At 63.7% G+C, this 20,671-nt stretch carries 15 protein-coding genes and 1 tRNA gene; 9 read left to right on the forward strand and 7 right to left on the reverse strand.

The window, feature by feature from the left end; genetic code table 11:
• Window positions 1-15: 15 nt before the first annotated feature.
• The 6 genes from BDOA9_RS22420 to BDOA9_RS38100 all read right to left on the reverse strand — a co-directional run bounded on the left by BDOA9_RS22420 (window position 16) and on the right by BDOA9_RS38100 (window position 5,278).
• Window positions 16-1,785 carry a phage terminase large subunit family protein gene (locus tag BDOA9_RS22420; protein WP_025036207.1) on the reverse strand — a complete coding sequence of 590 codons (1,770 nt, stop codon included), beginning with the start codon at window positions 1,783-1,785 and terminating at the stop codon, window positions 16-18.
• Window positions 1,782-2,279 (reverse strand): hypothetical protein, encoded by a 498-nt coding sequence (locus BDOA9_RS22425; RefSeq protein WP_025036208.1) that lies wholly within the window; start codon window positions 2,277-2,279, stop codon window positions 1,782-1,784. Before BDOA9_RS22425 ends, BDOA9_RS22420 begins: the two co-directional genes overlap by 4 nt.
• 76 nt (window positions 2,280-2,355) lie before the next feature.
• The gene (locus tag BDOA9_RS22430; protein WP_025036209.1) at window positions 2,356-2,883 is read right to left on the reverse strand and encodes a hypothetical protein; all 528 of its coding nucleotides are present in this window, start codon (window positions 2,881-2,883) and stop codon (window positions 2,356-2,358) included.
• Window positions 2,883-3,191, reverse strand: coding sequence for a terminase small subunit (locus tag BDOA9_RS22435; protein WP_025036210.1), 309 nt, complete (start codon window positions 3,189-3,191; stop codon window positions 2,883-2,885). Before BDOA9_RS22435 ends, BDOA9_RS22430 begins: the two co-directional genes overlap by 1 nt.
• 283 nt (window positions 3,192-3,474) lie before the next feature.
• Complete coding sequence (locus BDOA9_RS22440) at window positions 3,475-4,899, reverse strand: virulence-associated E family protein (RefSeq protein WP_025036211.1); 1,425 nt, start codon at window positions 4,897-4,899, stop codon at window positions 3,475-3,477.
• Window positions 4,892-5,278, reverse strand: a complete 387-nt coding sequence (locus BDOA9_RS38100) for a hypothetical protein (protein WP_152033411.1) — start codon at window positions 5,276-5,278, stop codon at window positions 4,892-4,894. Before BDOA9_RS38100 ends, BDOA9_RS22440 begins: the two co-directional genes overlap by 8 nt.
• 136 nt (window positions 5,279-5,414) lie before the next feature.
• Here BDOA9_RS38100 and BDOA9_RS22445 point away from each other — a divergent pair, with 136 nt between their 5' ends.
• The 6 genes from BDOA9_RS22445 to BDOA9_RS22470 all read left to right on the forward strand — a co-directional run bounded on the left by BDOA9_RS22445 (window position 5,415) and on the right by BDOA9_RS22470 (window position 10,923).
• Window positions 5,415-6,113 carry a hypothetical protein gene (locus BDOA9_RS22445; protein ID WP_025036212.1) on the forward strand — a complete coding sequence of 233 codons (699 nt, stop codon included), beginning with the start codon at window positions 5,415-5,417 and terminating at the stop codon, window positions 6,111-6,113.
• Window positions 6,110-7,528, forward strand: a complete 1,419-nt coding sequence (locus BDOA9_RS22450) for a phage portal protein (RefSeq protein ID WP_025036213.1) — start codon at window positions 6,110-6,112, stop codon at window positions 7,526-7,528. Before BDOA9_RS22445 ends, BDOA9_RS22450 begins: the two co-directional genes overlap by 4 nt.
• Window positions 7,521-9,275 (forward strand): phage major capsid protein, encoded by a 1,755-nt coding sequence (locus BDOA9_RS22455; RefSeq protein ID WP_042336366.1) that lies wholly within the window; start codon window positions 7,521-7,523, stop codon window positions 9,273-9,275. The genes BDOA9_RS22450 and BDOA9_RS22455 overlap by 8 nt, the downstream gene beginning before the upstream one ends.
• A 2-nt stretch (window positions 9,276-9,277) precedes the next feature.
• Complete coding sequence (locus BDOA9_RS22460) at window positions 9,278-9,493, forward strand: phage head-tail joining protein (RefSeq protein ID WP_025036215.1); 216 nt, start codon at window positions 9,278-9,280, stop codon at window positions 9,491-9,493.
• A 138-nt stretch (window positions 9,494-9,631) separates the two neighbouring features.
• On the forward strand, window positions 9,632-9,898 hold the full coding sequence (locus BDOA9_RS22465) for a hypothetical protein (protein ID WP_025036216.1): 267 nt from the start codon (window positions 9,632-9,634) through the stop codon (window positions 9,896-9,898).
• Window positions 9,895-10,923 (forward strand): tyrosine-type recombinase/integrase, encoded by a 1,029-nt coding sequence (locus tag BDOA9_RS22470; protein WP_042336369.1) that lies wholly within the window; start codon window positions 9,895-9,897, stop codon window positions 10,921-10,923. The genes BDOA9_RS22465 and BDOA9_RS22470 overlap by 4 nt, the downstream gene beginning before the upstream one ends.
• 64 nt (window positions 10,924-10,987) lie before the next feature.
• Here the strand turns inward: BDOA9_RS22470 and BDOA9_RS22475 are convergent.
• Window positions 10,988-11,064, reverse strand: a tRNA-Arg gene (locus tag BDOA9_RS22475).
• 405 nt (window positions 11,065-11,469) lie between these two features.
• Between BDOA9_RS22475 and BDOA9_RS22480 the strand changes: the two genes are divergently transcribed.
• From BDOA9_RS22480 to BDOA9_RS22490, 3 genes are all read left to right on the forward strand, one after another.
• Window positions 11,470-16,665 (forward strand): alpha-2-macroglobulin family protein, encoded by a 5,196-nt coding sequence (locus BDOA9_RS22480; protein ID WP_025036218.1) that lies wholly within the window; start codon window positions 11,470-11,472, stop codon window positions 16,663-16,665.
• 100 nt (window positions 16,666-16,765) lie between these two features.
• The gene (pbpC, locus tag BDOA9_RS22485; protein ID WP_025036219.1) at window positions 16,766-18,877 is read left to right on the forward strand and encodes a penicillin-binding protein 1C; all 2,112 of its coding nucleotides are present in this window, start codon (window positions 16,766-16,768) and stop codon (window positions 18,875-18,877) included.
• A 50-nt stretch (window positions 18,878-18,927) separates the two neighbouring features.
• Window positions 18,928-20,670 (forward strand): ArnT family glycosyltransferase, encoded by a 1,743-nt coding sequence (locus BDOA9_RS22490; RefSeq protein ID WP_025036220.1) that lies wholly within the window; start codon window positions 18,928-18,930, stop codon window positions 20,668-20,670.
• Window position 20,671 lies beyond the last annotated feature (1 nt).

The following is a 20,671-nucleotide window of genomic DNA, read 5'->3' on the forward strand; positions in this document are numbered from 1 at the left end:
GGGCGAAATTTGTCGCTATCTACTCATCCAATTCGATCTGATGACGGCTGGCATGTTAGGCACAGGCGCTGCGGCCAGCTCGGAGGCCCGCTGGTCGAAGTTGATCTGAACGGCCTGCCGAGCCGCGTGCGCATAGACCAACGCATCCAGCGCCTCCGCACGGCGTCCGGGGATACGCTCAAAGCGTCGGCTTGGCTGCCCGCGTTTGTATCGGACGACGCGCCGCTCGCTCGCCAGTTGTTCGAAGTAGACGGGCGCCAGCAAGTTCGAGAACCTGATCGCGGCGCCGCGCGCCAGCCGGTCGAAGATCGCGCTTTTCAACACATCGACACCAACGATCGCCAGGCGGGCGCCTTTCTTCGTCCTCGACACCACAAAGCCCGGCCGCGTTCCTGATGCGCCCTTGCCGGCGAATATTCGCCGGCTCGTGCGGGGGCCACAGAAGGCGAGCACGAGATCGGCATGATCGCCGTCTCCGGCATCGATCACGGCGGCATCGACCTTGAGCAATCCGCCGTGCGGATGTTTCCAACGTGTCTTTAGCAACTCGTCAAGTTCAAGCCATGTCGTGTCGTCGGTGAAGCGTCCCCAGATCACGCAATGGGCGAGCACGAGCGCCGTGCCTTCACGCGTCCAGCCGACAATGCTCGCCTCAATGCGATCATCCTGTACGTCGGCACCGACTGTGATGCACAGGACTTCAGGCGGCGCAGCGTTCACGCTGAACGGCTCGGCGCGACCGGCAAGGGTGTTCTCGTCGATCTCGGCACCTTGCGCGGCCCAGCCTTCGCCGAGAACCGTGTTCGTGAACACCATCAGTTCGTTCGGGTCATCCTTGGCTGAGATGAACTCGGCGGCGAGCTTCGACCACGACGCATTCGCCAGTAGCGACACAAGCGCGTTGAGCCTGAAGCCCGCATGTCCCTTGACTTGGGGCGCCATCGCACGCCACTCGCCTTCGGCGACCATCTGCGCCTTGTGCTTCTCATCGATCAGAGCAGCGCAATGCGGACAGCGAAAGGCCGCGCCTTCGCCGCCGGAGCCATCAGGCCATTCGATGTGCTGCCATTTGATCTCGGTGAAGCCGCCACACTCAGGGCAAGGCACTTCATAGATACGCTGGTCCGACGACGCGTAGGACCGCAGCACGTTGCTGGTCTCTTCCAGCGTCGGCGTCGAGCCGATGATGATCTTGCGGTTCGGATAGCTCAACGTGCGACGCTCGGCGAGCCGCAGCGGGTTGCCTTCCGGGCCGGCTTCCATCGCGTCGGCTTCGTCGATCATCAGCACGCGCACCGTATGCCGGCGCAGATTGCGCGGCGATCTGGCTGCGACGACTTTGAGCGAGCCGCCCGCAAAACGCTTGCTCGTGAGTGTGTTGCGTTCGCCGTCTTCGCTATCATTGCTGATCAGGCCCTTGAGCACAGGGCTTGCGTTGAAGATCGGCTCGAGATCGCTGACAACGTAATCGCGGCAATCGCTATCGGTCGGCAACAGGCACAGGACCGGGCTGGGCTCATTGGCAACGTAAGCGCCAACTGCGCCGGAGAGCAACGTTGTAAAGCCAAGCCGCGCGGCTTTGACCATCGTCACGCGCTCGATCTCGGGATCGCCGATGGCGTCGGCGATCTCGGCTTGATACGGATACAGTCTGATTGCGCCGGGCAGGGCGCTCACGCCTTCGGGCAGCTTGATGTTGCTCTCGATCCATTCCGACAATCGCAGGCGTGGCGGCGGGATGAGCGAGCGCAGCGCGTTGCGGCGGATGGTGGCGAGAGTGCTCATGGGGCAGGTAAGTCTTTGTCCTTCAATTCACGTTGCCAAAAGCTGATCGCTCTGCTCAAAACGATATCAACAGCTTCCTTTGAACCATCATTGAACACGAGAAAAAACTTAAGAACGTAGCCAGTGGGAATGCCAAGCAACAAGAAACTTCCGCTACCTTGCTCGTGAGGCTCGGCGCCCTTAACTTCCGGCAACCGACCTAATCCACGATGTTTGCCCGCGTCGGCAATATCGCGCAGCCAGCCGAGTTCTGGGCACGCTTGCAATAGACCGGCGCGATAGGAGTTGAACACGGTCCCGCGACTATCCTGTCCGGGGTAACGATCATGCCAAACCCAATCGTGCAGATGCCACGCCGAGTGCGCTGCATTGAACAGTGAACGCGGAGACGGTTCAGATCGAAACGCTTTCACGTTCGGAATGACCAGTTCACCCCAGTACTCTTCCACCGAATTGAGATTGATGTCGATGTAGGTGACGACGCGGTTGGACATTCAATGGCTCCGTTTGATACTCCCGGTTCGCTCAACTTCGTCTTGATCTCTAGCATTGCGAATGTGGCGACGGTGGTCAATCGAGTGCGCCATCCTCCTTGAATACAGCCATGAGTTCATCATCGTTTAATGTCTCGCGTTCCAGAAGCGCTATCGACAGCGCCTCGACCTGCTTCAGATAGTCTCCGATCATGTGTTCGCATCGCGCTTCCATTTCAGTGAGGAATTTGACCACGATCGGATCATCGATTTGCAATTGAGGGAAAAGGTGACGAAGAACGAGCTTAACTTGCTCATAGTCTGACGTAGATCGATCTTCGCCGCGCCATGTTTGTGGAGAGAGGAGTTTGCGCCCGTATTGGCCGGCAAGATGCGCCAATATAAACGCATCGATGCGCTGTCTGGCTGCGGGATCGTGGTAGCTGTCTAGATCGCCATCGCGCAGAATTGGGTCGCGATACTTGACCATGCCCCAGCTTCCCTCGTGCGCCTTTGTAGTCACAAACTCGATTGTACTTCCCAGGCCGCACAAGATCATCGCGACCGCATGCGCTGCCTCCTCAAGGGCAATCTCTTCAGGTGGCGGCGACATCATCCACGTCATCACATTGTGTCCTTCACGTCACTAATCTCCGCAAGGGCGGCCCTGATCTCGGCATCGATCTCGGCAACATCGCGCTTCGACAAATGCGGCAGCCGCGCCGCGACCCGTGCCGGCACCGCCAGCATACCAGCCCGGACCGTCCGCAGCACGCCAGCCCATTCCATTTCCACAGCGGCGGCCTCCACCAGCTCGCCACGCAGCTTGGCGGCCTTCAGCTCGTTTAGATCGGCTTGGGCTGCCGCGAGCCGGGCACGCTGTTTCGACGCCTCAGCGAGAGCCGGAGCGCGTTCTGATGCAGGTCGAGCCATGGTGCCGTTTCATCTCCAAAAATTTGCAACGACGGATATGCCGGGCGAAAGTCGCCCCGCATTATGCGCACGGGCACAGTACCTGAAAGGTGACACTTGCGACCGCACTTGCCCGATAGTTGCCCAACTCGACGCGCGAACTCGGCTCCCCGACGCCGCCAGCGCAGCCGGTGCACCACTGCACCACCTTGCACCGGTCTTTTGGCCTTCTCCTAAACTCCTATAAAAACGCTATTCCTATTCGCTCTTAAGAGACTTACTGGTGATACTGGTGCAGTGGTGATTACGCCTGCGGCACAGCGGTTTCCTGCATCACCACTGCGTCGGCGGCGACTGGTGCAGGCTGCTTGAGAGTGGTGACATTACTGCCCGGCTCAGTCTCGGCGGCTTTCTTGCGCGCATCGATCTCCTCTTGGCGGGCATCCTGCACCAGTTCGTCCTTCGTCGGCGCGCGCACGTACATCCACACGCGCTTGTCCTGCGGCTTGCCCTGCACCGTGGTCTCGACCGTGACCTGCTTCCGCGCCCAGCCGAGCCGTTTCATGCAGCGGGCGACCCGGTTCATCGCGGCTTGATCCCACTTCACTTCGTCGAGACCAATGGCGTTCTTGAACACGTGCTCAATAACGACCCGGTACGCGGGATAGTCCGGCGGCTGGTGCAAACGGCTATCGAGGTAGTTGGCAATCAACGGCTCCCACGCGTCGGCTTGATAGCGGGCCTCCTGCTCCTGCTCCGCCTTTGCGGCAGCAGCCTTCCCGGTCTCGGTGTCGGTGAACCACCAAGCCACGCCAGCCTCATAGAGAATGCGAGCCTCGGCCCACAGCATGTCACGATCACGCTGCAAGCCTTCGATATCGATCTGCTTCACGCTCACCGGCAGAAAGCGGCGGGCGCCGGTCCAATCTTTGAGGTAATCGTTGCAATTGGTCGTGCCGATAAAGATGCAGCTACGCGGGCGCTCAACGATGCGGCGCCCGTAGGGCGGCCGGAAGCGATCATCAGTCCGCGAGATGAACGCCTTGATGCGCGACGCCTCCGTCTTGCTCATGGCGTCCAACTCGCCGACCTCGATGCACCAGACACCGGCACACTGCATAGAGGCATCCTTGCTGCCGAACTGTTCGATGTCGTCGGTGAACCACGGATAGAACAGCGCCTTGATGGCCGTCGATTTCAGCAGGCCCTGCGGACCTTCGAGGATCATCATCGTATCGACCTTCTCGCCACAACCGAGTACGCGTGCGACGGCGCTGATCATCACGTTGCGGCCAACCAGCTTGGTATATTCCGACTGCTCGGCACCGAAATAGGTGGAGAGCATGGTATCGAGCCGGAACACGCCGTCATGCTCAAGACTGTTGAGATAGTCCTGCACCGGGTGATAGCTGCGGTCACGGGCCACCAGCTCGATGGCCTGCGCCGCCACCGCAGGCGTCACCGCGATGGCTTCCACGGTCTGCAACCAATGCGTCAGGGCCAGATCGTCCTGCTCGGTCCACGGGCGCGGCTCGAAGTTGGCTGCGTCGATCCACGGCTGCCACGGCGGCACGTCGATCAACATCGTCTGATGCGCGAACAGGTCGAATGCCAGCACACCTTGCCAGCACTGAGCGCCACGAAGCGCGATCACTGCGTTGGCAAACAGGGGTTTCGGGATGTCATTCTTGGCGCGGATCAGTTCAGCGCGCCAGCCGGTTTTATCCATAGCGGCGGCTCGTAAACTTGTGGATATCGCGCTTGCTGAGACCGATCTGCGCGTTCGGCGACGGCGAACGATGCGGCAAGACGGTGAAACCGAGCAGCAGAGCTGCGATTAACATCGCACCATTGCTGACATAGCCGGACATGCCATTCTTGCGGCCCCAGTTTTCCGCTTCGTGCTTCAGCCAATAGCTTGATGCTGTACCCTTTTTCGTTGGGTGGAACCGGCGAAGGAACGCCATGGCGGTTGCGACCTCATCGTCCCGGATCGAGCGGGGCTCAACCGGGTGATTGCCCCGGTAGTGCCGGAGGCCATACGGACAAAGCTCCGGAAATCGCCGGTATGCATCGGCGGTTTTTTCCTCGTAACCCTCACTAAGCATTGATCATTTCCCGATTTGGCGCGTTCGGCGCTCGGCAACTGTGTCTCGTTGACATAGCCAATGATGCAGTGCACTATGTCTGCCTGACACAGAATGTCAATCGAAACTATGTCAGCCAGACATAAGGAAATTTCCGATGCCGCTTCTCTCGCTCACGCAGGTTCTCGCGCTGACCGGCACGCCCTTTCAAAAATTCCAAACACTGCGCCGTCGCGATCAGATCGCAATGGCGTTTGGTCGTCGCACCGCCGCCGCGTCGCTCGACTACATTCCTGCTGACTGCGTCGGCATGATGCTGGTCGATGCTCTTGGCGAGGCTTACGGCGGCAAGCTCACGTTCCCCGCGCAGCTGGTTCGCGTGTACGGCGACACATGGCTGGAATGTGTTGCGCATGCCGAAGCTGGACTGATGGAAACCAATGCTCAGGATGTCAGCTTTTGCGTCATCGACTGCGAGCGTGAAAGCGACGGAAAGGCAGGCCACATGGTGATGGGCACCATGGGCAACAACGAGCAGACCCTTTCCGTTGTCCAGCACATGATGCAGCAGCCGGGTTGGTTTCAGCGTCGTATGAATTGCGTCAACGTTTCGTTAATCATTCGTCGCATCCGTCGCGCCGCCAATGACTACAACGAGCACAAGCCCGTCGAAGAGCAGATTGATCTCAGCACGCCGTTTATGCCGTTCCCCGGAACGGATGAATACAAGACGCTGATGGACGCCGATTACTTCAAGCAGCGTGACAAGGCGGTTGATGAAGTCAACAAGCTGAAGCGGCGTGAGCAGGACGCCGCAAAGTTTGGCGACAAGGCGCGGGCCTTGGTGCTGCAATGAACATTCTTCCGCGCACAGCCCGTGCATTGCGCGCCTTCACGCGGGCGTTCAGCGGCTACGACATCGCCGGCAACTCGACGCGCTGGCCGTCGCAATATGTGCTGAACGCCCCGATCAGCCAGCAGCTTGCCGCGAGCCGGTTGGCGGCGCGGAAGATCGCGCACCAAGTCGAAAATAACAGCCTCATAGCGTCGATTGTTCAGCATCTCGTGACCGCGATCGTTGCGGACGGCCCGACCGTCCGCCCGTCGCATCCTGATCCTGAGGTTAATGCTCAGCTCCATCGGGCTTGGAACGCGTTCTACAGCAATTGCACGGTTGAGGGCGCGGGCATGAACCTTGGCGGCTTCCTGAGCCGCGTGGCGCGGGGCTTCCTGATCGATGGCGAAGCCTTTGTCAAAATGATCGTTGACTCGCAGACGATGACGCTGCGGCTGCAACTGCTCAGCGCCGAGCAGATCGATAGCAGTAAGACAGTGCCGAGCCTTGGTCTGACTGGCGATGCGCCCTTGATCGTTGCCGGCGTCCAGTTCGACGATGCCGGCAAGATCACGCATTATTGGGCGTTTAGCAGCCCGCCCGATAGCCCGTGGGCTTCCATCGAACCGGCCGCGCCGATCTCTGCGCTCGACATCTGCCACGTGTTCGAGCCGCGCTTTCCCGGTGTGCCGCGCGGCATGTCGCCGCTGGCGCCGGTCGCACCGCTCGCCTTGCAGCTCGACGAAGCGATTGACGCTGCCATCGTCAAGCTCAAGACAACATCGCTCTTCGCCGCGATCATTCGCGACATCGACGGCAATGTGCCTCTCGATGCGACGACCGACCCTGCGTCGCTGCAACTTGAACCCGGCGCGACGTTGCGCCTTCCGCCCGGCACCGACGTGACGTTCCCTCCGGTCGCCGAGATGTCCACAGTCTCCGAAGTCATGAGCTACATCGCCCGCCAAGTTTGCGCGGGCGCTGGCGTGCCGCCGTTCATGGCGACGGGCGACTTTGGCGCGATCAACTACAGCGCCGGCAAGCTTGGCCTTGCGACCTTCCAGCGTCGCGTCAAAGCGCTTCAGCAAAACAACATTGTCGCGCAGTTGCTCTCGCGCATTTGGGACCGTGTCGTGCTGCTCGAAATTCTCTCGGGTCGGCTTCGCGCGCCGGACTATGAGAGCAATCCCGAGAACTATTGCGCCGAGTTTCTGTTCGCCGGCTGGCCCGCGATTGACGAACTCAAGGCCGCGAAGGCCAACACGCTTATGGTCGCGGCCAAGCTGCGTTCGCGCCAAGAGATCATCAGCGAGGGTGGACGAGACCCTGCCGACGTGGACCGCGAAATCGAGAATGACCCGTTTGCCGCCGACGATCTGTCGGCGAGCGCCGACAACATCGCCAATCAACCTGATCAGGAGAATGAGAATGCGTAGCTCTGCACTGCTTCTGCGCGAAAGCGCGGTTGACCTCACACGCCGCGACGTGCGTCCGCGCACGTTCAGCGATGCCGACAATACGATTGAAGTGATTGCCGCCACCGCGACGCCGGTCGCGCGCCGCGATGTCAAGGGAACGTATTTCGAAGTCCTTGATGCGGCCGGTGCCGATCTCGATGCCTTGCGCGGCGCGAGTGTGCTCGATGCGCATCAGCAAAGCGGTGTCGCGTCGATCCTTGGCACGGTTGAGGATGCATGGCGCGAGGGTGACGTTGTTGTCGCGCGTTTGCGTCTCTCAACCCGACCGGATGTCGCCCCCGTCGTCAACGACATCCGCGAGGGCGTGATCGCCAGCGTGAGCATCGGTTATGTCGTCGATCAGTGGCGCGACGGCACCGATGTCAGCGGCCAGCGTACCCGCACCGCCGTCAAGTGGACGCCGCGCGAGATCAGCTTCGTGCCGGTCCCGGCTGATGCCCGTGCGCGGACCCGCTCGCTCGACGACACCCGCGCCATTCGCGAACTTGGTCGCCGTGTTGGCGTGACCAGCGAGCGCATCGACACGCTGATTGAGCTTGGCGCCTCCATCATCGATGCGCGCCGTGCTTTCCTCAATGACATTGTCGCCCGCGACGTTACGGTCCGGAGCGCAGGAGTTTCCAGCATGCACACGACACTCGAAAATCCCCAAACCTTCATCCGGGCGGCGGGTGAAGCGCTGTATCAGCGTATCGACCCCAGCGCGACGCCGAGCGGCCCGGCGCGTCAGTATGTCGGCATGCGCATCGCCGACATTGCCGGCGAGACGTTGCGCCGTCACGGCATCAGCGTCAGCGGCATGTCGGCCGACACGATGATCACGCGCGCTCTGCACACGACATCCGACTTCGCGCTGATCCTTGCCGACACGGTCGGCCGCACTTTGCGCGTTGCGTATTCGGCGGCTCCGTCTGGCGTGCGCCAGCTCGCTCGCGAGACGACCGCAGCCGACTTCCGCAAGAAGAGCCGCTTGCAGCTTGATGCCTCTGGCTTCACGCTTGAGAAGGTCAACGAAGGCGCGGAGTTCAAGCGCGGCACGCTTGAGGAAGCCGGCGAGAGTTATGGCGTTGACAGCTACGGGAAAGTGTTCGCGATCTCGCGGAAATCGCTGATCAACGATGATCTCGGCGCGTTCACCGACCTGTCCCGCCGGCTTGGTCAGGCCGCGAGCGCGTTCGAGGCTCAGTTCCTCGTCAACCTGCTGATTGCCAACAGCGGCCTTGGTCCGGTCATGAGTGACAGCGAGAACCTTTTCGACAGCTCGCATGGCAACGTCGCCGCGTCCGGCGCCGCGCCGAGCGAAACGACGTTGTCGGCAGCTCGCCTTGCGATGCGCAAGCAGACCGGGCAAGGCGGCGGCTTGATCTCGGTCACGCCGCGCTTTTTGTTGGTGCCGCCCGACTTGGAGACGGCCGGCGAGAAGCTGCTGACGCAGGTGCAGGCGGTGACGACTGATAACGTCAACCCGTTTGCGCGGCTGTCGCTGGTCGTCGAGCCGCGTCTGGCGAGCGCCACCCGCTGGTATCTGGTCGCTGATCCCGCCGAGATTGACGGCTTGGAGTACGCCTATCTCGCCGGCTCTCCCGGTCCGCAGATCGAAACGCGCGCCGGCTTCGACGTTGACGGCGTGCAGGTCAAGGTTCGCCTCGACTACGGCGCCGGCTTCGTGGATTGGCGTGGCTGGTACGCCAACGCGGGCGCGTGATCATGGCTGATCTCGCAGCACTGCGGGCACAGCTTGAAGCGCTGAAGAGCGCGTATCGTTCAGGTACGCGCACGCTTCAATATGACGGTCGCGTTGTAACATACGTCAGCGCGGCCGAGATGCGTGAGGCCATCGCTTCACTGAACGCCGAGATCGCACAGATCACGGGCACGGCGGCGCCGACGGTCGGCGTCGTGCGGTCATCGAAAGGTTACTGAGGGCGGACACAGCTCAATCTGAGGGCGACGCGGCCAGCCCAACAACGACAAGCCATACCTCCCCGCTGTGTCCGATGCCTTGTCAGGGGCCAAGGTCGGCGAGGCCGCTAATTACAACGAAGGCGCTGAGTGCATTCCATGGTCAACAATAGTCAATGGTTTGGGATTTTCCGGGGCTACAATTTTCCGCTCCACGAACCTTGGGATATCGTCACCCGGCCGCCGAAGCAAAAGCGTATGCGCAAGCGCCGCATGACGCTTACTCGCGCGATGCGGCAGGCGAATGAGGCCGGCGTCTCGGTCCAATCGGCCATCATTAACGCAGATGGCAGCGTGACATTGATCTTCGGCAAACCTTCGAGCGTTCATAATGAGACGTTCAACGAGTGGGATACGGTCCAATGAAGCCTCGTAAGCTCCCGCGCTACACGCACGCCTATGTTGATCGCCACGGCACGCCCCGATTTTATTTCCGAAGAGCTGGACAAAAGTCCGTTGCACTTCCCGGGCTTCCATGGTCGCCTCAATTCATGGAAGTTTACGAGCGTGTGCTGCGAGAGTGCGCGCCGATCGAAATTGGCGCCAAGCGCACGAAGCCCGGCACCATTAACGCGGCGCTGATCGGTTACTATCAATCAATCGAATTTACTGAGACATTGGCGAGAAGCACGCAGCAGAACCGGCGCGCTATTCTGGAAGCTTTCCGCGTCGAGCACGGCGATAAGCGCGTCGCCTTGATGCATGCGACCGCCCTTCAGAATATCGTTAATAGGAAGCGACCGGCTGCACAGCGGAATTTCAAGAAAGCGATGCGTGGGTTCATTGATCACTGCATGAGCCGCAATTTGATCAAGGTCGATCCCCTCGAAGGTATGAAGTTCTCAAAGATGAAAACCAAGGGGCATCACACTTGGACCGAAGAGGAGATTGCTCAATATCAAAAGCGTCATGCGTCAGGAACCAAGGCAAGGCTCGCGCTTGAGCTGTTGTTGCAGACCGGGCACGCGCGCGCCGACGTGGTACGCATGGGACGACAGCACGTTAGAAACGGCAAGTTGTCGATGCGCCGGCAGAAGACGAATGTGCAGTTCGATATTCCGATGCTGCCCGATCTGGCTAACGAGATCGATCTGCATCCGAAGACTGATCTTGCGTACCTTGTCACCGAGCATGGCAAGCCGTTTACCGCTGCCGGATTTGGTAACAAGTTTCGGGAATGGTGCGATCAGGCTGAGCTGCACCATTGCTCAGCGCACGGCCTCCGGAAGGCTTCAGCCGTCAGACACGCCTTGAACGGCGCAAGCGCGTTCGAGCTGATGGCTTGGCATGGCTGGAAGACTATCGGCGAGGCCCAGCGCTATGTCGATGAAGCAAACCGCATCCGACTGGCAGAAAGTGCAGGTGCCAAAATGCGAACATCGAGTGGCTAACCGACTAATCCCGGTAGCCATTCCGGGCAAAAAACGTAATGAAACCAAGGCCAGAAAGAGAGACTGGCGATCCCGGCAGGACTCGAACCTGCAACCCGCGGAGTAGAAATCCGCTACTCTATCCAGTTGAGCTACGGGACCGTCTTGAGCCGGCCGGTTTGGGCGGCTGGCCGTTCATCTAGCATGCCAATATGAAAAATTGGGTGTTTCGCCAAGCCTGAACCGAACCGTTTTCCTCATTGCGACGACAAAGCGGAACGGTGGGGTGTCAGGGTGCCGGGGTGAGCGGCAGCGGACCGGACGATGGATCACATCGCCGGGAACGCTGAACAGCTTCCGGGACACGGCCGCCGGTCGATTGGTCAGGTAGTGCTGCGCCATCAGGACGGCGTGCGCGGCGATATCTCGGCCGGTCTCCTCTGGGCCTGCCTTGTCATGGCGAAAGCGACGCTTTGCACCTTACGGTTCCATCGCCTTGAGTCGGTCACCTTTCCGCGCATTTCATTTGCCGCCGCGGCGTTCGTCCGCGCTTTCCGGGAGTCTTCCATGATCGGTCTTGTTCGCGCCGTCACCATCTGCGCCGCGCTGGCGCTCGGCCTCGTCGCTGCGCAGGCCGCCGACAAGGCGTTCAAGCGCGACGACCTCGCCGATTCCGCGATCAAGCTGGAGGCCCAGATCAAGAGCGAGGCGGGGCCGGTCGCCAAGACCAATGCGACGCTGAAGACGGACGCCGACGCCGCCTTCCGGCGCAATGATTACCGCACGGGCCTTTCGGTGCTCGGCCAGATCGCCGCGACCACGCCCGAGGATACCGGCAACTGGCTGCGGCTCGCCAAGGTCATCTTCCAGATCTCGCCGAAGAGCTCGAGCGAGCAGACCTTCCTTTTGGAGCGCGCCTCGACCGCGGCCTATATCGCTTACATGCGCGCCGGCAATCCGGGCGAGGAGGCCGACGCGCTCGCCGTGCTCGGCAAGGCGCTGGCCGAACGCAAGCTGTGGCGGCCGGCGCTGGATGCGCTGCGGCTGTCGCTCGACATGCGCGAGGTCGCCGAGGTCCGCGGCCAATATGAGAAGATGCGCGACGAGCACGGCTTCCGGCTGCTCGACTACACCGTGGACTCGGATTCGGCGAGCCCGCGCGCCTGCTTCCAGTTCTCCGAGGAGCTCGCCAAGCGCACCGATTTCGCGCCGTTCCTGGCTCTCGCCGGGCAGGACAAGCCGGCGCTGTCGGCCGAAGCCAAGCAGCTCTGCGTCGACGGGCTGAAGCACGGCGAGCGCTACAACATCAATCTGCGCGCCGGCCTGCCCTCGACCGTGAAGGAGGGCCTGCCGAAATCGGCCGAGTTCAACATCTATGTGCGCGACCGCAAGCCGTTCGTGCGCTTCACCAGCCGGGCCTATGTGCTGCCGCGGACCGGCCAGCGCGGCATTCCTGTCGTCAGCGTCAACACGCCCGCGGTTAACATCAACGTCTACAGGATCGGCGACCGCAACCTGATCAATACGGTGGTCGACAGCGATTTCCAGAAGACGCTGTCGAAGTACCAGCTCAGCGAGCTCGGCGACGAGCGCGGCGTCAAGGTCTGGACCGGCGAGCTTGCGACCGCGATGACGCTGAACCAGGACGTCACCACGGCGTTCCCGGTCGACCAGGCGCTCGGCGAGCTCCAGCCCGGTGTCTACGTCATGACGGCCGCGGCGAGGGCCTCGGACGAGGACTACCAGCTCGCCACGCAATGGTTCATCGTGTCCGATCTCGGCATCGCCGCTTACTCGGGCAATGACGGCATCCATGTTTTCGTCAACTCGCTGGCGTCGACCGATCCGGTCGGCAAGGCCGAGGTGCGGCTCGTCGCCCGCAACAACGAGATCCTGGCGACCCGCAAGACCGACGATGCCGGTCACGTGCTGTTCGAGGCCGGCCTTGCGCGCGGCGAGGGCGGATTGTCGCCGGCGATGCTCACGGTCACCAGCGAGAAGGCCGACTATGCCTTCCTGAGCCTGAAGAATTCGGCCTTCGACCTGTCCGACCGCGGCGTCTCGGGCCGCGCGGCGCCCGCCGGCGCCGATGCCTTCGTCTATGCCGAGCGCGGCGTCTACCGCTCCAGCGAGACCGTTTTCCTGACCGCGCTGCTCCGCGACGGGCAGGGCAATGCCGTCACGGGCGGGCCGATGACGCTTGTGGTCGAGCGCCCCGACGGCGTCGAATATCGTCGCGCCGTGCTGGCGGATCAGGGCGCCGGCGGCCGCACGCTGTCCGTGCCGCTCAATTCGGCCGTACCGACCGGCACCTGGCGGGTGCGCGCCTTCACCGATCCGAAGGGGGCATCAGTGGGCGAGACCACCTTCATGGTCGAGGATTACGTGCCTGATAGGATCGAATTCGACTTGTCTGCCAAGGACAAGCTGATCAAAGCTAACGCTCCAGTGGAGCTTAAGGCCGACGGTCATTTCCTCTATGGCGCACCAGCCGCCGGCCTGCAGCTCGAAGGCGACATGCTGATCGCACCCGCGGCCGAGCGGCCCGGCTTTGCCGGCTACAAGTTTGGCGTCGACGACGAGGAGACCACCTCGAACGAGCGCACGCCTCTGGAGAACCTGCCCGAGGCCGACGCCAATGGCGTTGCGACCTTCCCCGTGACGCTGGACAAGCAGCCGGCCTCGACGCGTCCGCAGGAGGCGCAGGTCTTCGTCCGCATGGTCGAGACCGGTGGCCGCGCCGTCGAGCGCAAGATCGTGCTGCCGGTCGCGCCCGCCAATGCGCAGATCGGCATCAAGCCGCTGTTCGGCGACAAGAACGTCGCGGAGGGCGACAAGGCCGAATTCGACGTCGTGTTCGTCTCGCCCGAGGGCGAGAAGCTGCGGCGCGACGCCCTGCGCTACGAGCTCCTGAAGATGGAGTCGCGCTACCAATGGTACCGCCAGAACAATTACTGGGAGTACGAGCCGGTCAAGTCGACCTCGCGCGTTGCCGACGGTGACCTCACGATCGCGGCCGACAAGCCGGCGCGCATCTCGCTCACGCCGCAGCCCGGCCGTTACCGGCTCGACGTGAAGTCCAACGACGCCGACGGCCCGGTAACCTCGGTGCAGTTCGACGTCGGCTGGTATTCGGACGGCAGCGCCGACACGCCGGACCTGCTGGAGACGTCGATCGACAAGCCGCAATACGCTTCCGGCGACACCATGACGGTGTCGGTCAACGTCCGCAGCGCCGGCAAGCTCACCGTCAACGTGCTGGGCGACCGGCTGCTGACGACGCAGACCGTCGACGTCAAGGAAGGCACCGCGCAGGTCAAGCTCCCGATCGGCAAGGATTGGGGCACCGGCGCCTATGTGGTGGCGACGCTGCGCCGTCCGCTCGATGCCGCCGCCCAGCGCATGCCGGGCCGGGCGATCGGGCTGAAATGGTTCGGCATCGACAAGCAGACCCGCACCTTACAGGTGAAGCTGTCGCCGCCGGCCCTGGTCCGGCCGAACTCCACGCTGAAGATCCCGGTCAAGCTCGACGGCCTCAATCCGGGCGAGGACGCCAAGGTCGTGATCGCCGCCGTCGACGTCGGCATCCTCAACCTCACCAATTACAAGCCGCCGGCGCCGGACGATTATTATCTCGGCCAGCGCCGCCTCAGCGCCGAGATCCGCGATCTCTACGGCCAGCTGATCGACGGCATGTCCGGCACGCGCGGCCAGATCAAATCCGGCGGCGACGCCGGTGGCGAGCTCCAGGGTTCGCCGCCCGCGCAGAAGCCGTTGGCGCTGTATTCAGGCATCCTCACGGTTGCCGCCGACGGCTCGGCCGAAGTGAGCTTCGATGTCCCGGAGTTCGCGGGAACCGCGCGCGTGATGGCGGTGGCGTGGACCGCGACCAAGCTCGGCCGCGCCAATACCGACGTCGTGATCCGCGATCCCGTCGTGCTGACCACGACCCTGCCGCGCTTCCTGCTCAACGGCGACCACGGCACGGTCAATCTCGAGATCGACAATGTCGAGGGCCAGGCCGGCGACTACGTCATCAACGTGAAGGCGGGCGGCCCGGTGAAGATATCAGGCAATCCCGCAACCACGGTCAAGCTCGCCGCCAAGCAGCGCAACTCCTTCACGCTCGCGATCGACGCGACCGCGGCGGGGCAGGCGACGCTCGACGTCGACATCAAGGGGCCGAATGGCCTCGCGCTGGCGCGTCACTATGCGTTCGACGTCAAGGCGGCGACGCAGGTGCTGGCGCGGCGCTCGATCCGGACGCTGGCCAAGGGCGAAAGCCTGACCCTGACTTCGGACATGTTCTCCGATCTCGTGCCGGGCACCGGCAGCGTCTCGGTCTCGGCCAGCCTGTCGACCGCGCTCGATGCGGCAACGATCCTGAAAGCGCTCGACCGCTATCCCTATGGCTGCTCGGAGCAGATCACGAGCCGGGCGATGCCGCTGCTCTATGTCAACGAGCTGGCGGCGGGCGCGCATCTCGCCATGGACACCGAGGTCGACCAGCGCATCCGCGACGCCATCGAGCGGCTGCTGGCGCGCCAGGGCTCCAACGGCTCGTTCGGCCTGTGGTTGGCCGGCGGCGACGATGCCTGGCTCGATGCGTACGTGACGGACTTCCTGACCCGCGCCCGGGAGAAGGGCTTTGCGGTGCCGGACGTGCTGTTCAAGAGCGCGCTCGACCGTATCCGCAACTCCGTCGTCAATGCCAACGAGCCGGAGAAGGACGGTGGGCGCGAGCTCGCCTACGGCCTCTACGTGCTCGCGCGCAACGGCGCAGCTCCGATCGGCGATCTCCGCTATCTCGCCGACACCAAGCTTGCCAACCTCGCGACCCCGATCGCGAAGTCGCAGCTTGCCGCGGCGCTGGCGCTGGTCGGCGACCGCAACCGCGCCGAGCGGGTCTATGGCGCAGCCCTCGACAGCCTCGCGCCCAAGCCCGCGCTGGAATTCGGGCGCACCGATTACGGCTCGCAGCTGCGCGATGCCGCAGCATTGGTGTCGCTCGCCAGTGAAGGCAACGCGCCCAAGGTGACGCTGACGCAGGCGGTGTCGCGGGTCGAGACTGCGCGCGGGCTGACGCCCTACACCTCGACGCAGGAGAACGCGTGGCTGGTGCTGGCGGCGCGGGCGCTCGCCAAGGAGAGCCTCTCGATCGAGGTCGATGGCCAGCCGGTCAAGACCGCCTTGTACCGCAGCTACAAGCCGGACACGCTGAGCGGCAAGCCGCTGAAGATCACCAACACCGGCGATGCGCCGGTTCAGGCGGTCGTCTCGGTGTCGGGCTCGCCGGTGACGCCGGAGCCGGCCGCGTCCAACGGCTTCAAGATCGAGCGCAGCTATCACACGCTCGACGGCAAGCCCGCCGATATCAGCAAGGTCAAGCAGAACCAGCGCTTCGCGGTGGTGCTGAAGATCACCGAGGCCAAGCCCGAGTACGGACACATCATGGTGTCCGACTATCTGCCGGCGGGCATGGAAATCGACAATCCGAACCTGGTGTCGTCCGGCGACAGCGGCACGCTGGACTGGATCGAGGACGGCGAGGAGCCGGAACATACCGAATTCCGCGACGACCGCTTCACGGCCGCCGTCGACCGGGCCTCGGATTCCAAGTCGGTCTTCACGCTCGCTTATGTCGTGCGCGCGGTCTCGCCCGGCAAATACGTGCTGCCCCAGGCCTATGTCGAGGACATGTACAATCCCTCGCGCTATGGTCGGACCGGCACCGGCAGTGTCGAGGTGCGGGCGGCGAAGTGAGCGAGAAGTAAGTGAGATGAGCGAGGTCGAGCCACATACACCGTCGTCATGCCCGGGCTTGACCCGGGCATCCACGGCCGCGCCGGCGGTGGGTGTTGGCGTGGATGGCCGGGACAAGCCCGGCCATGACGGGCGGAGGGGGCGGACTGCTTTTCGTCTGCTGTCGGCCGCTGCACTCACCCTCATCCTCGCCATCACCACCTTCGTCGCCTGGGTCTACTCGCTCGGCCCGCTCCCGCTCGACGAAGCCCGCCAGGTCTCTACCACCATCGTCGATCGCAACGGCAGGCTGCTGCGCGCCTATGCCATGGCGGACGGGCGCTGGCGGCTGCCGGTTGACGCGAAAACGAACGTCGATCCGACCTACCTGAAGCTGCTGTTCGCCTATGAGGACCAGCGCTTCTACGCCCATGACGGCATCGATCCGCTGGCGCTGGGGCGCGCCGCGATGCAGCTCGGCACGCGCGGCCACATCGTCTCGGGCGGCTCGACCATCACGATGCAGCTCGCCCGCCTGATGGAGCCGCGGCGGCAACGCTCGCTCTATGCCAAATTGCGGCAGATCGTGCGTGCGATCGAGATCGAGCGCAGCATGAGCAAGGCTGAGATCCTCGATCTCTATCTGGCGCTCGCGCCCTATGGCGGCAATCTCGAAGGCATCCGCGCGGCGTCGATCGCCTATCTCGGCAAGGAGCCGAAGCGGCTGTCGCTGGCCGAGGCCGCGCTGCTGGTCGCGCTGCCGCAATCGCCGGAGACGCGCCGGCTCGACCGCTTTCCGGAGGCGGCGCGCAAGGCGCGCGACCGCGTACTCGACCGCATGGTCGAGGAGCACGTGGTCAGCACTGAGGATGCCAATCAGGCCAAGGCGGTGCCGGTGCCGAAACTGCGCAAGCCGATGCCGATCCTGGCGCCGCATGCCTCCGACACCGCGCTGTCGACGGTCAAGGACACGCCGATCATCAAGCTGACGCTCGATGCGGCCTTACAGAATGTCCTGGAGCCGCTGGCGCGCGACCGCGCGATTGCGCTGGGTCCGAACATCTCGGTCGGCATCGTCGTGGTCGACAATGAGAGCGGCGACGTGCTGGCGCGGGTCGGCTCGGCTGATTATTTCGATGAGACCCGGGCAGGGCAGGTCGACATGACCCGCGCGGTCCGCTCGCCAGGTTCGACACTGAAGCCTTTCATCTACGGGCTCGCCTTCGAGGACGGCTTCGTCCATCCGGACAGCTTGATCGACGACCGGCCGGTCCGCTTCGGCTCCTACGCGCCGGAAAATTTCGACATGACCTTCCAGGGCACGGTGCCGGTTCGCAAGGCGCTGCAATTGTCGTTGAACGTGCCGGCCATCGTGCTGCTCGACCGCGTCGGCTCGAGTCGGCTGACCTCGCGGTTGCGGCAGGCCGGCGGCAACCTCGTCCTGCCCAAGGACGAAGCGCCCGGCCTTGCCATGGGCCTCGGCGGCGTCGGCGTGACGCTCCAGGACCTCGCCCAGCTCTATGCCGGCTTCGCTCGTCTTGGGACCACCAAGCCGCTGCGCGAGATCGTCACCGCCAAGGACGATCGCGAGCCGCTCCGGCTGCTGGATCAGGTCGCGGCCTGGCAGGTCGGCAACGTCCTGCTCGGCACGCCGCCGCCGGAAAACGCCGCCCACAACCGCATCGCCTTCAAGACCGGCACCTCCTATGGCTATCGCGATGCCTGGTCGGTCGGCTTCGATGGTCGCATGACCATTGGCGTCTGGGTTGGCCGTCCGGACGGAGCGCCGGTTCCCGGCCTGATCGGACGGGTTGCCGCCGCGCCCATCCTGTTCGACGCCTTCGCCCGCAGCGGCAAGACGCTGGCTCCCTTGCCGAAGCCGCCTAGGGGAACCCTGGTCGCAAGCAACGCAAAACTGCCGCTGCCCTTGAAGCGGTTCCGTCCGGTCGGCGAACTGGTGCGAAGCGGGGGCGAGCAGCCGCTGCACATCCAGTTTCCCCTGAACGGCTCGCGGATCGACGTCGATCGATCGGGGGGCCGGGAGAGCGCGGCGATGCCGGTCAAGGTCGCCGGCGGCGTGCTGCCCATGACCGTCATGGTTAACGGCACCGCGCTCGGCGAGATCGACGGCCGCCGGCAGCGGCTGATCGATCCGCCCGGCCCGGGCTTTGCACGGCTCACCGTGATCGACGCCACGGGCGCCGCGGACACAGTCGTCATTCGAATTCAATGACCCTGCCTTAAGCGGTTGTGGCCATGGCGGTTTCAGCGTAAGCGGAACCAATGGCCGAGACCTACCCAAGCCCTCGTTTTGGAGCCCCCCGCGAGTCGAAATCGCCCGCAAATCCGGGCAGCGGGCTCGTGCGCATGCTCGACATCGTCACTGCCAGCCACGCGCGCGCGGTCGGCTTCCTGGTGCTCTGTGCGCTGCTGCTTTTCCTGCCGGGCTTCTTCACCATTCCGCCGATCGATCGCGATGAGGCGCGGTTTGCCCAGGCCACCAAGCAGATGGTCGAGAGCGGCGACTATGTCGACATCCGCTTCCAGGAGGACGTCCGCTACAAGAAGCCGGTCGGCATCTACTGGTTGCAATCGGCGACCGTCGAAGCTGCCTCGATGCTCAAGCTGCCGAAGGCCGAATTGCGGATCTGGGTCTACCGGCTGCCGTCGCTGATGGGCGCGATCGGCGCCGTGCTGATGACCTATTGGGCTGCGCTCGGGTTCGTCACGCGGCGCGCCGCGGTGCTGGCGGCGCTGATGATGTGCGCCTCGGTGCTGCTCGGCGTCGAAGCGCGGCTCGCCAAGACCGACGCCATGCTGCTGCTCTGCGTCGTCGCCGCGATGGGAGCGATGGCGCGGGCCTATCTGTCCTGGCAGCGCGCCGAGGATGAGACGCATCCGCCCTGGAGCTGGCCCGCGATCTTCTGGACCGCGCTCGCGGTGGGCATCCTGATCAAGGGCCCGCTGATCCTGATGTTCGCGGGCCTGACCATCGTCGCGCTCGCGATCCAGGACCGCGACGCCTCCTGGCTGTGGAAGCTGCGGCCGGTCTGGGGCCTGATGTGGATGCTGGTGCTGGTGCTGCCGTGGTTCGTCGCGATCTTCTGGCGCGCGGGCGAGACCTTCTTCGCCGATTCCGTCGGCGGCGACATGCTGAGCAAGCTTGGCGCCCAGGAATCCCACGGCGCGCCGCCCGGACTGTACCTGGCGCTGTTCTGGATCACGTTCTGGCCGGGTGCGCCGCTGGCAGCGATGGCGGCGCCTGCGGTGTGGCGGGCACGGCGCGAGCCCGGCGCGCAGTTCCTGCTGGCCTGGCTGATCCCGTCCTGGATCGTGTTCGAGGCGGTGCTGACCAAGCTGCCGCATTACGTGCTGCCGCTGTATCCCGCGATCGCGATCCTCACCGCCGGCGCCGTGGAGCGGCGCGTGCTGTCGCGCTCCTGGCTGATGCGCGGCTCGGCCTGGTGGTTCGCGATCCCCGCAGCCGCTTCGATCGTTGCGGTGGTCGGCGCGGTGATATTGACGCGGCAGCCGGCCTTCGTGGCCTGGCCGTTCATCGCAGCCGCGCTGATCTGCGGCCTGTTCGCCTGGTGGCTGTTCGACACCAACCGCGCCGAGCGCTCATTCCTGAACGCGCTGGTCGCTGCCCTGATGCTGGCCGTGACGACCTACGGCATCGTGCTGCCGTCGTTGACGCCGCTGTTCCCCAGCATCGAGATCGCGCGCGCGCTCCGCAACGTCGGCTGTGTCGGACCGAAGGCGGCTGCGGCCGGTTATCACGAGCCGAGTCTCGTCTTCCTGGCGGGCACAAGGACCGTGCTCACCGACGGCTCCGGTGCAGCGGACTTCCTCCGGCAGGGCAGCTGCCGCTTCGCGCTGATCGAGCAGCGCTCGGAGCGCAGCTTCGTGCAGCGCGCCGAGGCGATCGGGCTGCGCTACAAGGTCGGCGCGCGCATCGACGGCTATAATTTCTCGCAAGGGCGCGCGATCTCGATCTCGATCTTCCGCTCGGAAGGCACCGAATAGG

The sequence above is a fragment of the Bradyrhizobium sp. DOA9 genome, from assembly GCF_000617845.2.
In the GTDB taxonomy this organism is placed as follows: Bacteria; Pseudomonadota; Alphaproteobacteria; order Rhizobiales; family Xanthobacteraceae; genus Bradyrhizobium.

Coding starts and splice junctions, on each gene's coding strand:
- BDOA9_RS22465 (WP_025036216.1), top strand. CDS start 9,632: ATGGTCAACAATAGTCAATGGTTTGGGATTTTCCGGGGCTACAATTTT.
- BDOA9_RS22455 (WP_042336366.1), top strand. CDS start 7,521: ATGCGTAGCTCTGCACTGCTTCTGCGCGAAAGCGCGGTTGACCTCACA.
- BDOA9_RS22460 (WP_025036215.1), top strand. CDS start 9,278: ATGGCTGATCTCGCAGCACTGCGGGCACAGCTTGAAGCGCTGAAGAGC.
- BDOA9_RS22430 (WP_025036209.1), bottom strand. CDS start 2,883: ATGACGTGGATGATGTCGCCGCCACCTGAAGAGATTGCCCTTGAGGAG.
- BDOA9_RS22470 (WP_042336369.1), top strand. CDS start 9,895: ATGAAGCCTCGTAAGCTCCCGCGCTACACGCACGCCTATGTTGATCGC.
- BDOA9_RS22445 (WP_025036212.1), top strand. CDS start 5,415: ATGCCGCTTCTCTCGCTCACGCAGGTTCTCGCGCTGACCGGCACGCCC.
- BDOA9_RS22435 (WP_025036210.1), bottom strand. CDS start 3,191: ATGGCTCGACCTGCATCAGAACGCGCTCCGGCTCTCGCTGAGGCGTCG.
- BDOA9_RS22420 (WP_025036207.1), bottom strand. CDS start 1,785: ATGAGCACTCTCGCCACCATCCGCCGCAACGCGCTGCGCTCGCTCATC.
- BDOA9_RS22450 (WP_025036213.1), top strand. CDS start 6,110: ATGAACATTCTTCCGCGCACAGCCCGTGCATTGCGCGCCTTCACGCGG.
- BDOA9_RS22440 (WP_025036211.1), bottom strand. CDS start 4,899: ATGGATAAAACCGGCTGGCGCGCTGAACTGATCCGCGCCAAGAATGAC.
- BDOA9_RS22490 (WP_025036220.1), top strand. CDS start 18,928: ATGGCCGAGACCTACCCAAGCCCTCGTTTTGGAGCCCCCCGCGAGTCG.
- BDOA9_RS22480 (WP_025036218.1), top strand. CDS start 11,470: ATGATCGGTCTTGTTCGCGCCGTCACCATCTGCGCCGCGCTGGCGCTC.
- BDOA9_RS38100 (WP_152033411.1), bottom strand. CDS start 5,278: ATGCTTAGTGAGGGTTACGAGGAAAAAACCGCCGATGCATACCGGCGA.
- BDOA9_RS22425 (WP_025036208.1), bottom strand. CDS start 2,279: ATGTCCAACCGCGTCGTCACCTACATCGACATCAATCTCAATTCGGTG.